The 13,774-nt window shown below is 71.9% G+C and carries 12 protein-coding genes; 4 read left to right on the forward strand and 8 right to left on the reverse strand.

What is annotated here, in order from left to right:
- Positions 1–35: 35 nt before the first annotated feature.
- The 4 genes from ATJ97_RS18195 to ATJ97_RS18210 form a co-directional block, all read right to left on the reverse strand.
- A complete protein-coding gene (locus ATJ97_RS18195) occupies positions 36–1,025 on the reverse strand; it encodes a sugar phosphate isomerase/epimerase family protein (protein ID WP_098484957.1) in 990 nt (329 codons plus the stop codon).
- Positions 1,022–2,236, reverse strand: a complete 1,215-nt coding sequence (locus ATJ97_RS18200) for a dihydrodipicolinate synthase family protein (protein ID WP_098484958.1) — start codon at positions 2,234–2,236, stop codon at positions 1,022–1,024. Before ATJ97_RS18200 ends, ATJ97_RS18195 begins: the two co-directional genes overlap by 4 nt.
- On the reverse strand, positions 2,233–3,474 hold the full coding sequence (locus tag ATJ97_RS18205) for a Gfo/Idh/MocA family protein (protein WP_098484959.1): 1,242 nt from the start codon (positions 3,472–3,474) through the stop codon (positions 2,233–2,235). The genes ATJ97_RS18200 and ATJ97_RS18205 overlap by 4 nt, the downstream gene beginning before the upstream one ends.
- A 292-nt stretch (positions 3,475–3,766) precedes the next feature.
- Entirely contained in the window at positions 3,767–4,831 is a 1,065-nt protein-coding gene (locus ATJ97_RS18210; RefSeq protein ID WP_245862717.1) for a LacI family DNA-binding transcriptional regulator, read from the reverse strand.
- A gap of 254 nt (positions 4,832–5,085) precedes the next feature.
- Here ATJ97_RS18210 and ATJ97_RS18215 point away from each other — a divergent pair, with 254 nt between their 5' ends.
- The gene (locus ATJ97_RS18215) at positions 5,086–5,565 is read left to right on the forward strand and encodes an Hsp20/alpha crystallin family protein (RefSeq protein ID WP_342746921.1); all 480 of its coding nucleotides are present in this window, start codon (positions 5,086–5,088) and stop codon (positions 5,563–5,565) included.
- Positions 5,566–5,692: 127 nt separating this feature from the next.
- Positions 5,693–6,373 carry a class E sortase gene (locus ATJ97_RS18220; protein ID WP_098484961.1) on the forward strand — a complete coding sequence of 227 codons (681 nt, stop codon included), beginning with the start codon at positions 5,693–5,695 and terminating at the stop codon, positions 6,371–6,373.
- Positions 6,374–6,396: 23 nt separating this feature from the next.
- Here the strand turns inward: ATJ97_RS18220 and ATJ97_RS18225 are convergent, their stop codons facing one another.
- The 4 genes from ATJ97_RS18225 to ATJ97_RS18240 form a co-directional block, all read right to left on the reverse strand.
- Positions 6,397–6,795, reverse strand: coding sequence for a universal stress protein (locus ATJ97_RS18225; protein ID WP_245862719.1), 399 nt, complete (start codon positions 6,793–6,795; stop codon positions 6,397–6,399).
- Positions 6,796–6,842: 47 nt separating this feature from the next.
- On the reverse strand, positions 6,843–8,249 hold the full coding sequence (locus tag ATJ97_RS18230) for an APC family permease (protein WP_098485592.1): 1,407 nt from the start codon (positions 8,247–8,249) through the stop codon (positions 6,843–6,845).
- Between the two features lie 155 nt (positions 8,250–8,404).
- The gene (locus ATJ97_RS18235) at positions 8,405–8,833 is read right to left on the reverse strand and encodes a pyridoxamine 5'-phosphate oxidase family protein (RefSeq protein ID WP_098484963.1); all 429 of its coding nucleotides are present in this window, start codon (positions 8,831–8,833) and stop codon (positions 8,405–8,407) included.
- Positions 8,834–8,918: 85 nt separating this feature from the next.
- Positions 8,919–10,430: an ATP-dependent DNA ligase gene (locus ATJ97_RS18240; protein WP_098484964.1), complete on the reverse strand. Its 1,512-nt coding sequence runs from the start codon at positions 10,428–10,430 to the stop codon at positions 8,919–8,921.
- A 717-nt stretch (positions 10,431–11,147) separates the two neighbouring features.
- Here ATJ97_RS18240 and ATJ97_RS18245 point away from each other — a divergent pair.
- Together ATJ97_RS18245 and ATJ97_RS18250 are read left to right on the forward strand one after the other, a co-directional pair.
- A complete protein-coding gene (locus ATJ97_RS18245) occupies positions 11,148–12,704 on the forward strand; it encodes an HNH endonuclease signature motif containing protein (protein WP_098484965.1) in 1,557 nt (518 codons plus the stop codon).
- 107 nt (positions 12,705–12,811) lie between these two features.
- Complete coding sequence (locus tag ATJ97_RS18250) at positions 12,812–13,747, forward strand: DNA-3-methyladenine glycosylase family protein (RefSeq protein WP_098484966.1); 936 nt, start codon at positions 12,812–12,814, stop codon at positions 13,745–13,747.
- Positions 13,748–13,774 lie beyond the last annotated feature (27 nt).

Below are 13,774 nucleotides of genomic sequence, written 5' to 3' on the forward strand. Positions count from 1 at the left end.
CCACGACCTGCGGTCCGGCCGGACGAGTCGACGGGTCAGAGGTGCGGCTGGACGAGCCGGCCGTACCGCTGCGCGATGGTGGCGACCACCTCGTCGCCGGGGGTGTCCCAGACGTCCTGGTTGAAGATCTCGACCTCCACGTCGCCGGTGTACCCGGCCTCGGCCACCCACCGCGTGATCGTCGGGAAGTCGATGAATCCGTCACCCATGTAGCCACGGGACAGGAGGGGGTCGACGGCGATCGGCTGGATCCAGTCGCACACCTGGTAGGAGGCCAGGCGGCCGGTGCGGCCGGCACGGGCGATCTGCTCGCGCAGCTGCGGGTCCCACCACACGTGGTAGGTGTCCACGACGACGCCGACCGACTCGGCGGGGAACGGCTCCGCCAGGTCGAGGCACTGACCGAGGGTGGACAGCACCGCACGGTCGGCGGCGAAGAGGGGGTGCAGCGGCTCGAGGACCAGGCGGACGTCGTGCTCGTTCGCGAAGGGGACGAGCTCGCCGATCCGGTCCGCCACACGCCGGCGGGCGGCGACGAGGTCCTTGTCCCCGCCCGGCCGGGCCGGTGCGTTCGGACCGGTCGCCGCGGGCAGCCCGCCGACGACCATGATGAGCTCGCGGGTGCCGAGGGTCGCGGCCTCGACGACGGCGGCACGGTTGTCCTCGAGAGCGGCCAGGCGGCCGCCGTCGTCCGCGGCGGTGAGAAAGCCGCCCCGGCACAGCGACGTCACGCGCAGGCCCGCCTCCTGGACGAGGCGGGCGGCGCGGTCCACCCCCGCCTCGGCGACGCGGTCGCGCCAGAGCCCGACCGCGGACAGACCTGCGCGGACACTGCCCTCGACAGCCTCCTCGAGAGTCCACCTCTTCGTGGTGGCGGTGTTCAGCGACAGGCGGGTGAGGTCCGCCTCGCCGGCGGTCGCGCCGACGGCGGTCCCGCTGCTGACCGTCACGCTGCTGGCGGTCCCGCTGCCGACGGAGGTGTGCGGGGCGGTGGCCGCCGGCGTGGCGGTGGACCTGCTGCTCATAGGGCGTCCTCCAGGCTCAGGCCGTTCACGGCGAGGTACTGGGCCATCCGGCGGGCTGCGAGGTCAGGCGCGGTGAGCAGCCCGGCGGCGTCGGCCAGGCGGAACAGCTCGACGAGGTGCGGCACCGAGCGCCCGGAGTGCAGCCCGCCGACCATCTGGAAGCCGGGCTGGTGGCCGTTCAGCCAGGCGAGGAACGCGACGCCGGTCTTGTAGTAGTACGTCGGCGCCGCGAAGATGTGCCGGCCGAGCGCCTGCGTCGAGGCGAGGATCTCGTGCGCCCGTACCGTCTCGCCCGCGTCGAGCAGCTGCAGGGCGGTGGAGGCGGCGGGGGCGATCGCGGCGAAGATGCCGAGCAGGGCGTCCGAGTGTCCGCGAGCGTCGCCGACGACGAGGTCGGGGTAGTTGTTGTCGTCGCCGGTGTACATGCGCACACCCGCCGGCAGTCGTTCCCGCAGCCACATCTCCAGATCGGCGTCGAGGAGCGAGACCTTGATGCCGTCGACCTTCTCGGCGTTGTCGCGGATCAGGCCGAGCACGACCTCGGCGGCCCGGTAGGGGTCCGTCGTGCCCCAGTAGCCGGCCAGGGCGGGGTCGAAGACGTCACCGAGCCAGTGCAGGATGACCGGCTGGCTGACCTCGTGCAGCAGGGTGGTGTAGACGGACAGGTAGTCCGCGGTGTCGCGCGCGACGGCGGCCAGCGCCCGGGACGCCATGAGGATGGGCCGGGCACCGGCCTCGGTGACGACCTCGAGCTGGTCCCGGTAGGCCTCGAGCACGCGCCCGAGAGCCTGGTCCGGGTCGGTCCCCGCGAGGTCGGGCAGGTGGAGCTGGTCCGTGCCGGCGCCGCACGCGATCTGCCCGCCCACGGCGCGCGCCTCCGCGGCCGAGCGTCGGATAAGCTCGGCGGCGGCGGGCCAGTCGAGGCCCATGCCCCGCTGGGCCGTGTCCATGGCCTCGGCGACGCCGAACCCGTAGGACCACAGGTGGTGGCGGAACGCGAGGGTCGCGTCCCAGTCCAGCGCGGCGGGCGCCCCGGGGGTGTTGTCCGCGGTGAGCTGGGGCACCACGTGCGCGGCGGCGTACGCCACCCGGGTGGTGATCGGCCCGGTGGGCCGGGTCCACGAGCCCGGGGCCCGAAGACGGTGCGTGGCGATCTCGCCGTCGGCTCCGGGCAGGGAGACCGTCGCGGACGTGACCGGTGTCGTCGTCATCGGGCCGCCTCCGTGAGGGCCCCGGCCCGCTCCACCACGGTGTCCTCGCGAGGCCCCTCCGCGGCAGTGGCGTCGTCGAGCGTGATCGACGGGATCTCGATGCGCCGTCCCTCGGCGGAGGACCGCAGACCCAGCTCGGCGAGCTGGACGCCGCGCGCCGCGGAGAGCAGGCCGTACCGGTGCGGGCGGCCGGCGACGACGTCGCGCAGGAACTCCTCCCACTGGAGCCGGAAGCCGTTGTCCAGGTCGGCGTTCGCGGGGACCTCGAGCCACTGGTCGCGGAAGGGCTCGGTGACCGGCAGGTCCGGGTTCCACACCGGCTTGGGGGTGTGCCCGCGCTGCTGGGCCACGCACCGGCGCAGGCCCGCCACCGCGGAGCCGTGCGTGCCGTCCACCTGGAACTCCACCAGCTCGTCCCGGAAGACCCGCACGGCCCAGGAGGAGTTGATCTGGGCGACGACGGGGTCGCCCCCCGGGGTCGTGACCTCGAAGATCCCGTACGCGGCGTCGTCGGCCGTGGCCGCGTACGGCCGGCCGCTCTCGTCCCAGCGGGTCGGGATGTGCGTGACCGTCTTCGCGGTCACCGCGTCCACCCGGCCCAGGATGCCCTCCAGGACGTAGTTCCAGTGGCAGAACATGTCCGTGGTGATCCCGCCGCCGTCCTCCTTGCGGTAGTTCCACGAGGGACGCTGCGCCGGCTGGGAGTCGCCCTCGAAGACCCAGTACCCGAACTCTCCCCGCAGGGAGAGGATGCGCCCGAAGAAGCCCTCGTCGACGAGCCGGCGCAGCGTCACCAGGCCCGGGAGGTACAGCTTGTCGTGGACGACCCCCGCGGTCACCCCGGTCTGCTGCCCCAGGCGCGCGAGGGCGACCGCCTCCTCCAGCGTCTCGGCCGTGGGCTTCTCCGTGAAGACGTGCTTGCCCGCCCGCATCGCGGCGGTCAGCGCCGCGACCCGCCGGGACGTGACCTGGGCGTCGAAGTAGATGTCGACGGACGGGTCCGCGATCACCGCGTCCGGGTCCGTCGACCACGCGTCCACGTCGTGCCGCGCGGCCAGCTCGCGCAGCTTGTCCTCGTTGCGACCCACCAGAACCGGCTCGACCTGCACCCGGCCGCCGTCCTCCAGCTCCACGCCGCCCGCGTCCCGGATCGCCAGGACGGACCGCACCAGGTGCTGGCGATAGCCCATCCGGCCGGTCACGCCGTTCATCGCGATACGCAGGACCTGGGAACTCATGGGGACTCTCCATCGAGGCTGGGGGCAAAGGTGGGAATGCGCTTTCCGGCAAAGTAGGCGCCGATGTGCGATCGTGTCAAGGGCAGTGCGCCCGGGCCGGGGAAAGCCTTTCCGCACTAGCGTTCGCGCCACCAGGCGCCAGGCCAGGCACCAGGCACCAGGCCGGCCGGGGTCAATCAGGCCAGCCCGGCCAGCCCGGCCAGCCCGGCCAGCCCGGCCAGTCACGCCCGGCCAGCCCAGTCACGCCCGGCCAGCCAGGCCGGGCCAGGTCAGGCCGAGAGGTGCTCCGCGATCAGCTGCGGGGCGGGGTGGAGGCGCGTAGCACGACCTGGCCGGTCACGTGCTCCTCGAGCGGGCCGTCCTCGGCGGGCGCCAGGGCCAGCCTCGTCACCTCGCGACCCATCTCGCGCAGCGGGATGCGGACCGTGCTGAGCGCGGGCGTGACGTCCTGGAGCGTGTCGATGTCGTCGAACCCTGCCAGCCCCAGGTCGTCCGGCACCGAGACCCCGGCCTCCCGTGCGGCGGTGAGCGCCCCGAGAGCCATGACGTCCGTGACGGCGAACACCAGGTCCGCGCCGGTCCTCCGGGCGAGAAGCTCCCGCATCGCCTCGTGCCCACCGTCGCGGGTCAGAGGGCTCGGGACGAGACGCTCGTCCGGGACCGGGCACCCCAGCTCCTCCGCGGCGGCGAGGAAGCCTCGGGAGCGCTCGTGAGCGGTGAGATTCTCTGTCGGGCCGGTGAGCACGGCGAACCGGCGGTAGCCGATGTCGTGCAGTGCGCGAGCCAGGTCTGCGCCGGCGCGCTCGTTGTCCACCCGCAGCACGTTCACCCCGAGGATCGCCTGGCTCACCATGGCCACGGTCCCGCCACGCGCCTGGTAGGCGTCGAGCGCCCGCCGCAGCCGGAGGTTCGCCTCGCCGTCGTTCTGCCGGGCGCCCACCAGGATGATCGCCCGGGCGCGCTGGTTCTGCAGGGTGCGGACGTACTGGAGCTCACGGTCGGCGTCGTGGTGCGTGTTTGCGAGCGTCACGATGAGGTCGGCCGCGTCCGCAGCGTCCGTCACGCCGGCGGCGATGGCAGAGAAGTAGGGGTCGGCGATGTCATGGACGATCAGGCCCAGCGTCGCGGTCTGCCCGCGGGCCATCGCCTGCGCGTGGGCGTTGGGGGAGTAACCGAGGCGCTCCGCCGTCGCCAGGACCCGTTCGCGAAGCTCGCCCCCGACGGCGCGGTTGGCGCTGCCGTTGATCGCGCGCGAGGCCGTGGCCAGAGACACCCCCGCCGCGCGGGCGACGTCCGAGAGTGTCACCGCCCCCGCCACGGGCGGACGACGGCGCGTCCCGTTACGGTCCGGGCTCACGGCTGCTCCAATCTGGGGGGTGCCACGCACGGACGACGTACGGCGGGCATCGCGTCGCTGCAGCGTACTGCGGGGCGACAGTAAGCGCTATCCGGGGCGCTCTGGGCATTTCAGCCCAAAGTCGACTGTTGGTCCGGCTCGCCGCCCCTCTCAGGGCGGAAAGCGTTTACGAGGTGCGGCGGATGCTCGGGCGGAGCACCATGGGACCGGGCGCCGGGCCGCCCCGGTCCGGCCTGATCGAGGAGGATCACCAGATGACGACGCAGCCCAACGACTCGGAGGAGCAGCACGCCTCCGTGCCGGCCCGCCGCTCCCCGCGCGACATCGCGGAGCAGCTCTGGGACGCCTTTCCCTTCGGGGACATGCCGTGGCCCTTGCGCGAGGTCGGCCGTGGCGGTGGCGTACCGATGCGTGTGGAGGAGTTCCGCGACGGCGGCGAGCTGGTGGTGCGCGCGGAGCTGCCGGGGGTGGACCCGGAGAAGGACGTCGACGTCACCGTCGACGAGGGCGTCCTGACCATCAGTGCGCACCGGGAGGAGCGCACGGAGGAGAAGCAGGCACGCGGGTTCCGCTCCGAGTTCCGGTACGGGCGGTTCGAGCGGCAGATCCGGCTGCCGAAGGGTGCAGGCACCGACGACATCTCCGCGAGCTACCGTGACGGCGTGCTCGAGGTGCGCCTGCCGGTGCCCGAGGAGGTCCCGCCGGCCCGGAAGATCACCATCCAGCGGTCCTGACCGGGCTTCCCGACGGCGGAGCCGCCCCCGCAAGGTCGGCTCCGCCGTCGTCCGTGCGAGCTGTGGTGCTCCGGCTCTGCGGGCGTCATAGTGGAGGGCAGACGCCCGAAACGTCCTTGGGGGAGCCATGCCCGCGACACCGACGCCGCGCCGCGGTCCTCACGCGCTGATCGGGGTTGTCGCCGTCGTCCTCGGCATCGCGGGGGTGGGCGTCGCGACGGCGATGGGACCGGACGACGTGGCCCGCGTTCCCGCAGCCGTCGCCCGGCCGGCCGCCGACCACGCCCGTGGTGAGGTGCCGTCCGGGCGTACGGAGCGCCCGACCGAGTCCGCGGACCCGTTCTCCGACGTCGTCGTGCCGCCGGTGCCCGCGGAAGGAACCACCTTCGCGACCATGCGGGTGCCCCGCTGGGGCGACTACGAGGAGCCGGTGAGCGAGGGCATCACCGACGCGGTCCTGGACGAGCTGGGCCTCGGCCGGTTCCCGGACAGCCAGATGCCGGGGGAGGAGGGCAACTTCGCCCTGGCCGGCCATCGCACGCTGCACTCGCGACCGCTCTACGGCGTCGAGGAGCTGGAGGTCGGTGACGAGATCATCGTGACAGGTGCCGAGGGCGAGTACACCTACGCCGTGACGGGGCACGAGATCGTCGAGCCGGACCAGGTGCGCGTGGTGGAGCCGGACCCGCAGAACCCGGGAGGTCCCGCCGTCGGTCGGCTGATGACCCTGGTCGCGTGTCACCCGCTCGGATCCGTGGCCCAGCGCTACGTCGTCTACGCCGAGCTCGCCGCTTTCGAGGCGGCCTGACGGCTCCGTCTCCCGGCCGAGGTTCAGCCGACGGCGCCGGGCACCTTCACGGCGGTGACCGGGCAGGGGGCGTCGAGCAGCACGCGTTGCGCCGCGCTCGCCATGAGCAGCTTGCCGACCGGGGTGCGGTGCCTGATCCCGATCACGACGAGAACGGCGGCGTTGTCCCGGGTGGCCTCGAGCACCTCCTCGGCGTAGTCGTAGTCGCCCGTCGGGCGGTGCACCGCGAACTCGATGCCGGCGTCCTGCAGCCTGCGCTCGAGCGCGGCCACGTCGGTGCCTGCATGGTCCTGCTCGTGCAGTCGCGGGCCGCGGCTCACCACCACGAGCCGGGCGGCCCGCAGCTGCGCCTCGCCGACGGCATGCTCGAGCGCGGCCTCTCCCTCGGGGGTCGGCGTGTGCGCGGCGACGACGACGGTCACGGTTCCTCCTTGTGCTCGCCCGCCGTGGGCGGGGGGTGTCGGGACCATCAGCCTTCCAGCGCGGCCGGGTCCCCGAAACGGGTCTTCTTGGCGCGCACCGCCCGGTTCCACAGGAACGTCAGGAACCACAGCACCACGCCGAGACCGAGCATCACGCCGGCGATCCGGTACTCGATCGGGTCCTGTGCCCACGGGCCCACGAGGAAGGCGCAGGTCAGTGCGCCGAGGTAGGGCAGCACCCGCGGTGAGCGGAAGTGCTCGTGCCCGACCGGACGGCGGCGCAGCACCAGGACGGCGACGTTGACGACCGCGAAGACGCAGAGCAGCAGCAGGGCTGTGGTGCCGCCGAGCGCCGTCACCGCCTCCTCGCCCATGAAGTTCGTGACCGTGATGATGAGTCCGGCAGCGACGAGGGTGGTGAAGACGATGGACGTCCACGGGGTGCGGCGGCTGCGCATGACCAGCCCGAGCGTGCGCGGGAGGACGTCCTGCCGGGCCATCCCGTAGATCAGCCGCGAGGCCATGAGCATGTTGATCAGGGCCGTGTTCGCCACCGCGAACATCGACAGGAACGGGTAGATCACGTCCACCGGCAGCCCCGGCGCGCCGGCGCGGACCACCTCGAGCAGCGGTGTGGTGCTCTCGGAGAGGGTGCCGACGGGCACCACCGCCACGGCCGCCACCGAGACGAGGACGTAGACGGTGACGGTGATGCCGAGGCCGGTCAGCATGACCCGCGGGAAGGTGCGGACAGGGTCCTTGGTCTCCTCGGCCATGTTCACGGAGTCCTCGAACCCGACCATCGAGAAGAACGCGAGCGAGGTCGCGGAGGTGAGGGCGAGGAAGGTGGTCTTGTCCTCGGCGGACTCGAAGACCATGACCCGGCCCAGGTCGGCGCCGCCCTGCGTCATGGCCCAGAGGCCGATGGCGATGACGATGAGCAGGCCGGTCAGCTCGACGAGCGTGAGCACGACGTTGAGCTTCAGGCTCTCGGAGACCCCGCGCAGGTTGATGACCGCGAGCAGCGCGACGAACGTGACGGCGACGGCGGTGACGCCGCCCTGGCCCCAGTCGAGGCCGAAGCCGACGATGAAGTTCTCACCGAGGAACTTCGCGGCTGTGGACGCGGAGGTGATGCCGGAGCTCAGCACGGCGAAGGTGACGAGGAACGTCAGGAAGTGCACGCCGAACGCCTTGTGCGTGTACAGGGCCGCGCCCGCGGCCTGCGGGTACTTCGTGACGAGCTCCAGGTAGGAGAACGCGGTGATCGTGGCGACGACGAAGGCGAGGAGGATCGGCGCCCAGGCCGCGCCGCCGACCTCGCCGGCCACCTGGCCGGTGAGGGCGTACACGCCGGTGCCGAGGATGTCGCCGACGATGAACAGCAGGAGCAGCCTCGGGCCGATGACTCGTTTGAGCTCTGGCCTGGCCGTCTCGACAGCCGTGTCGGTCATCGCCTCCCCCTCCGAGGTGGTCGACGTCACGATTTTGTGCCGTCGACGTCCCCGGACTCTGGCGGAGGGTGCGGGACCCCGCAACTCATAGGCGCGCGCCTGCAGCCGCCGACTGCCTGCTCGGGCTCCTCGGACTCCGGTGGGAGGCCGACTGCCTACTCGGGCTCCTCGGACTCCGGTGGGAGGTGGAACCTGCGGCCCTCGACGTTCACCGGGGTGATCTCGACGAACACGGGCTTGCCGTCGCCGACCCGCGGGCGCAGGTGCAGCTGCTCGGCGGCCTCCGTCTCAGCCTCGGCCTCGAGCTGTCGGGCCGTCCCCTGGACGACGACGGAGACGGCGGAGTCGGTGCCGATGTCGTCGATCTCGAGCGCGACGTGGCTGTTGATCGTGAGTTCCAGCAGCTTGCTGCCCTGGGCGGTGCGCAGGTAGAGCCGGCGGCGTGAGGTCGCGTAGTTGATGGGAAAGATGTCCGGCTGGTCCTGCACGCTCACGGCCAGGCGGCCGAGGTCCTTGGCCTCGAGCAGCCGCCAGCACTCGTCCTCGTCGAGCATCGTCACCTGACGTTCAGCGTCGAATCCCATGCTCCATTGTCAGTCTGGCCCGGCTGTCTGCGTGGGCCGTTGGTCGCAACCCCGGTCTGACTTCGGCACGGTGCGGGCCGACCGCTCACGCGAGCGATCGCACGGTCTCCACGGTGTCCGCCTCCGCCGCGGTCTTGTCGTCGCGGTAGCGCAGGACGCGGGCGAAGCGGAGCGCCATCCCGCCGGGATAGCGCGGCGACCGCTGGATGCCGTCGAACGCTACCTCCACCACCTGCTCCGGGCGGACGTGCACGACGTGCCCGCTGCGGCCTGTCTCGAGCTCGAGGAACCGGCGCGTCTGCCAGGCCAGCATCTCGTCCGTCATCCCCTTGAAAGTCTTGCCGAGCATGACGAAGCCGTCGCCGTCGCGGGCCCCGAGGTGGATGTTCGACAGCGTGCCCTGCCGTCGCCCGCTGCCCCACTCCACGGCGAGCACCACGAGGTCCAGCGTGTGCCTCGGCTTGACCTTCACCCACGCCGAACCCCGTCGGCCTGCGTCGTAGGGCGCCTGGAGATTCTTGACGACGACGCCCTCGTGGCCGCGCGCGATCATCTCGGCGAAGAAGTTCTGGACCTCCGCGGGGTCGGAGGTGGGGCACCGGGGGACCGTGGCCGCCTCGGGCACGAGTCCACCGAGCGCCCTGAACCGTTCCGAGGCGGGAGAGTCGATGAGGTCGCGCCCGTCGAGGTGCAGGACGTCGAAGAAGTAGACGGTCAGCGGGATCTGCTCACGCAGCGCCACGGCGTCCCTGCTCATCGTGCGGGAACCGGTCTCCTGGAACGGCCGCGGCCGTCCGTCCGGTCCCAGCGCGATCGCCTCACCGTCCAGGACGACGGCGTCCGTCTCGAGCGAGAGGGCGACCTCCACGACCTCTGGCAACCGGTCGGTGATGTCGTCGAGGGAGCGGGTGAAGACCGTGACCTCTTCACCAGCCCGGTGCACCTGGACGCGGATCCCGTCGATCTTTCCGTCCGCCACGACGGCGGAGCCCGCCTTCTCCAGGGCTGCCGGGACGTCGGGGGCCGAGGCCGCGAGCATGGGGCGGACAGGTCGTCCCACCTCGAGGCGGAACTGCTCCAGCGCCTCGGCCCCGCCGGCGAGGGCGGCACTGGCGATGGGCCCCGAGAGGGCGGAGAACATCGCCGCGCGACGGACCAGTGCGACCGGCACGTCGGCAGCGGCGGCGATGGCGTCGAGAAGGACGGAGTCCAGGGCGCCCTGCCGCAGCTCGCCCAGCATCAGCGCGCGAAGGAACTGCTGCTCCGCCGTCGTCGCGCGGGAGAACAGGGTGCGGACAGCTTCTCCGCGAGCTGCCTGGGAACCGGTTCCGGCGAGGGCGGCGAGCTCCTCGAGCGCCTGGTCCACCTGGGTCGGCGTGAGCGACGGCTCCCGTGCCGGCTCCGGGAGCTCGGCAAGGCTGCGCCAACCGACACCGGTCCGACGCTGCCGCGGTCGACCGGAGAGGAAGGAGGCGACGACCTCGGCCTCGCCCTCGCCGGCCGCCTTCAGCGCTGCGGCAAGAAGCGCACGCTTCTCCAGGCGTGAGCGGGTGGCCGCAACGGCGGCATGGGTGTCGACCAGCTCGGCGAGCAGCACGCAACGATGATGGCAGGTCCGTGCGTCGCGGTCAGTTCGGCGGGGAGGGGATGAGTCGTCCTGTCACACGGTGCCGCGCGACGTCGCGGAGGGCTGCCGTGCGTCGGGGCCGCCAGGCTGGAGCGGCTCTTCCCGGGCGGCCGGATGCCGTCAGTTCGACCACCAGGACGACGCACCTCGCGAACCTAGGGTGACCGTCGTCTGCACGGTTTGAGTTGCCGCCCTCCACAGGGGCGGAATCGGCATGGTTTTCGCACGCCGAGTTGCCGCGGTTTCCACAGGGGCTGGAATGCCACCGCTTCCACAGGGGCTGGAATGTCACCGCTTCCACAGGGGCTGGAATGTCACCGCTTCCACAGGGGCTGGAATGCCACCGCTTCTACAGAGGCTGAATTGCCACGGTTCCCACAGCACTGAAAGACCGCGGCTTCCGCAGGCCTGAAATGCCGCGCCTTTCACAGGGCTGAGATCCTCCGGCACCGCAGGGCTCAATCCCCGTCGTCCCGCGGCTGACGAAGGGTCCATGTGACTAGGTGGCCGGCCTTCCACAGGGTCTGAAATGCCACCCTATCCACACTCGACGATCCACAGTCGATACTCGCTTCCTGCGTATCCACAGATTGGGTGGAATTCGCTGATAACTCTTGCAGGTCGAACGGGCGTTCGATAGTTTGTCCGTATTGGAACGGGCCGATTCGAGCGACGGGGGCGAGTGTGATGACGGGGAGCTCTGCTGCCGCCACCGCTGGGCAGATCGTCGCCTCCCGGCTGGCGCAGATGCGGGACGCGCTCGACGCGCTGGCGGACGTCGACCTGCACGAGCTCGAGGGCGACGCACTGATGAGCGCGCTGGACGGCGTCGAGCAGATCCGTCGGAGAGGTGACGCGCTCGCCGCCAGGGTGCTGGCAACCGTAGAGGCGGACGGTCGGTGGGCGGTGGACGGGGCGCGCTCAATGGCGGCTTGGTACCGGGCGCGGACCGGGCGGCACCGGTCGAGTGCCGCGCGGGACGTCCGGCAGGCAAGAGCGCTCCGCGACCATCTGCCAGGAACCGCCAAGGCGCTCGCGGCCGGCGAGATCAGCACGGACCACGTCGCTGCGATCGTGCGTCACACCACCAACACGGAGGCGCGGCGCGAACGGCTACGTGACGAAGAGGTCGGTGAGGACTTCCTGCTGACGCACGCCAAGGAGCTTGACGCATCGGCCTTCGACACAGCGGTGAAGCACTGGGGGCTGCGGGCGGACCCTGAGGCCTCCGACCGGGCGTACGTCGAGGACAGCGACCGCGAGGAGTTCTACCTCGCCGAGACGACCGACGGTTACGTGCCGGGCGGGTGGCTGTCCCGGTCGAGCGGTCAGGTGCTTCTCACCGCGCTGAAGGCCCGGACCGGCACGCCTGCCAAGGGTGATCGACGGTCACCGGCTCAGCGGCTCGCGAAGTCCCTCCTTGGGCTCGCGCATCTCGGGCTGGACTCAGGCACGCTGCGACCGGGAGCACGCATCCGGCCCCATGTCAGCGTGCACGTGCCGTTCGAGACACTTCAGCGGCTCATCGCCGCTTCAGCACCCGCGCGCCGGCACTCCGGCTGCTCACTCTCCGGTGACACCTCCAGATCCGCTTCCGCTGACACCCCCAGTTCCGCAGAGCATCGCGGCTCGGCGTTCGGCCTCACCGGCCCGGTGGCGAACAGTCGTGACCGCGCCGGCGTCGGCCTCGACGTCGGAGAGGTCGGACTCCCTGATGGTGATCATTCGGTCGACGGCGGCTCCGGCGTCGGGCTGTGCAACTGCGGGCAGGAGCTGCCCGACTCGGTGATCGGGGCGGACCTGGACGCCGCCTCGATGGGCGCGGTCCCCCCTGCGACGTTCGAGGACGGCACTCCGCTGCCGCCGACGTTGCTGGCCAGGCTCGCGTGTTCAAGCGGGCTCCATCGGGTTGTCTTCGGACCTGATTCCGAGGTTCTGGATGTCGGCCGTGAGCAGCGCATCTTCGCCGCCGCGCAGACCAGGGCGATCATCGCGAGGGACAAGCACTGCCAGTTCCCCAACTGCGACGCCCCGCCCGGGGAGGGCGAGGTCCATCACAGCGTCTGGTGGTGGGAGCATTTCGGTTCCACCAGCGTCAAGCTCGGCGTCCTGCTCTGCTGGCAGCATCATGACCACGTGCATCAGCACCGCATCAGCATCGAGCGGCGGAGACGGCGGTGGGTCTTTCTCCGCCGCGACGGCACCGAGATCGAGCGCACCACGCACGCTGACGCGCGTCGATGACGTGGCCGCACGACGGCGCCGCCCGCCGAATGGAAGCACGTCCTCGGCGACCTGCACCGTCTGCCTCGGGCGGGGGCAGTGGCCGGTGCGGCTCGTAGGCTGAGGGGGTGCAGGTGGTGGAGCGGACCTGGGTGCCGGCGTGGCCGTGCGCGGTCGGCCAGACGCTCGCGGTCCTCCGCCACGGCCCCGCGGACCCGACGGTACGGTTCGGCGCCGGCGTCTACTGGCGCGGCATGCGCACGCCGGCGGGGCCGGCCACCCTCCGTCTCGAGGTGAGCGCAGCCGACGGTGGGATCCGCGCGGCGGCCTGGGGCGCGGGTGCTGCGTGGGCGGTGGGCGCGGTCCCCGCCATGCTCGGCGCCGAGGACGACCCCTCCGGCTTCCGGCCCGACCGACATCCGCAGGTCGCCCGGCTGGCGCACCACTTCCCGCACCTCCGGCTGCCGCGCACCGGACTCGTCATGGAGTCGCTCGTCCCGGCGATCATCGAGCAGCGCGTCACCGGCACGGAAGCGTTCGCCGGCCACCGGCGACTGGTCCACTTCTACGGCGAGCGGGCCCCTGGCCCCGGCGCGGACCTTCGCCTGTGGGTGCCGCCGACCCCTCAGACGTTGGCCGCGATCCCCTCCTGGCAGTGGCTGCGCCTCGGCATCGACCCCGCACGCTCACGCACGATCGTCGGTGCGGCCCGCGTCGCGCCGTCCCTCGAGAGGGCCGCCGGCGTGTCCGCCGCCGACGCGGACCTCCGTCTCCGGTCGCTCCCCGGCATCGGGGTCTGGACCAGCGCGGAGACTCGCATGCGATCCCACGGTGACGCGGACGCCGTCAGCTTCGGCGACTACAACGTCGCCCGCGACGTCGGATGGGCCCTGACGGGCAAGGACGGCGTCGACGACGACGGTCTCGCCGAGCTGCTCGAGCCGTTCCGCCCGCACCGTTACCGGGTGCAGCGGCTCGTCGAGCTCGCGGGGATCCGCCGCCCGAGACGGGGCGCCCGCATGCCGCTACGCACGCACCTGCCGGTGGCCCAGAGGGCCCAATAGTCCGCATGCCGGAAACACAGTTCCGAT

It is taken from the genome of Georgenia soli, assembly GCF_002563695.1.
Classification (GTDB): domain Bacteria; phylum Actinomycetota; class Actinomycetes; order Actinomycetales; family Actinomycetaceae; genus Georgenia; species Georgenia soli.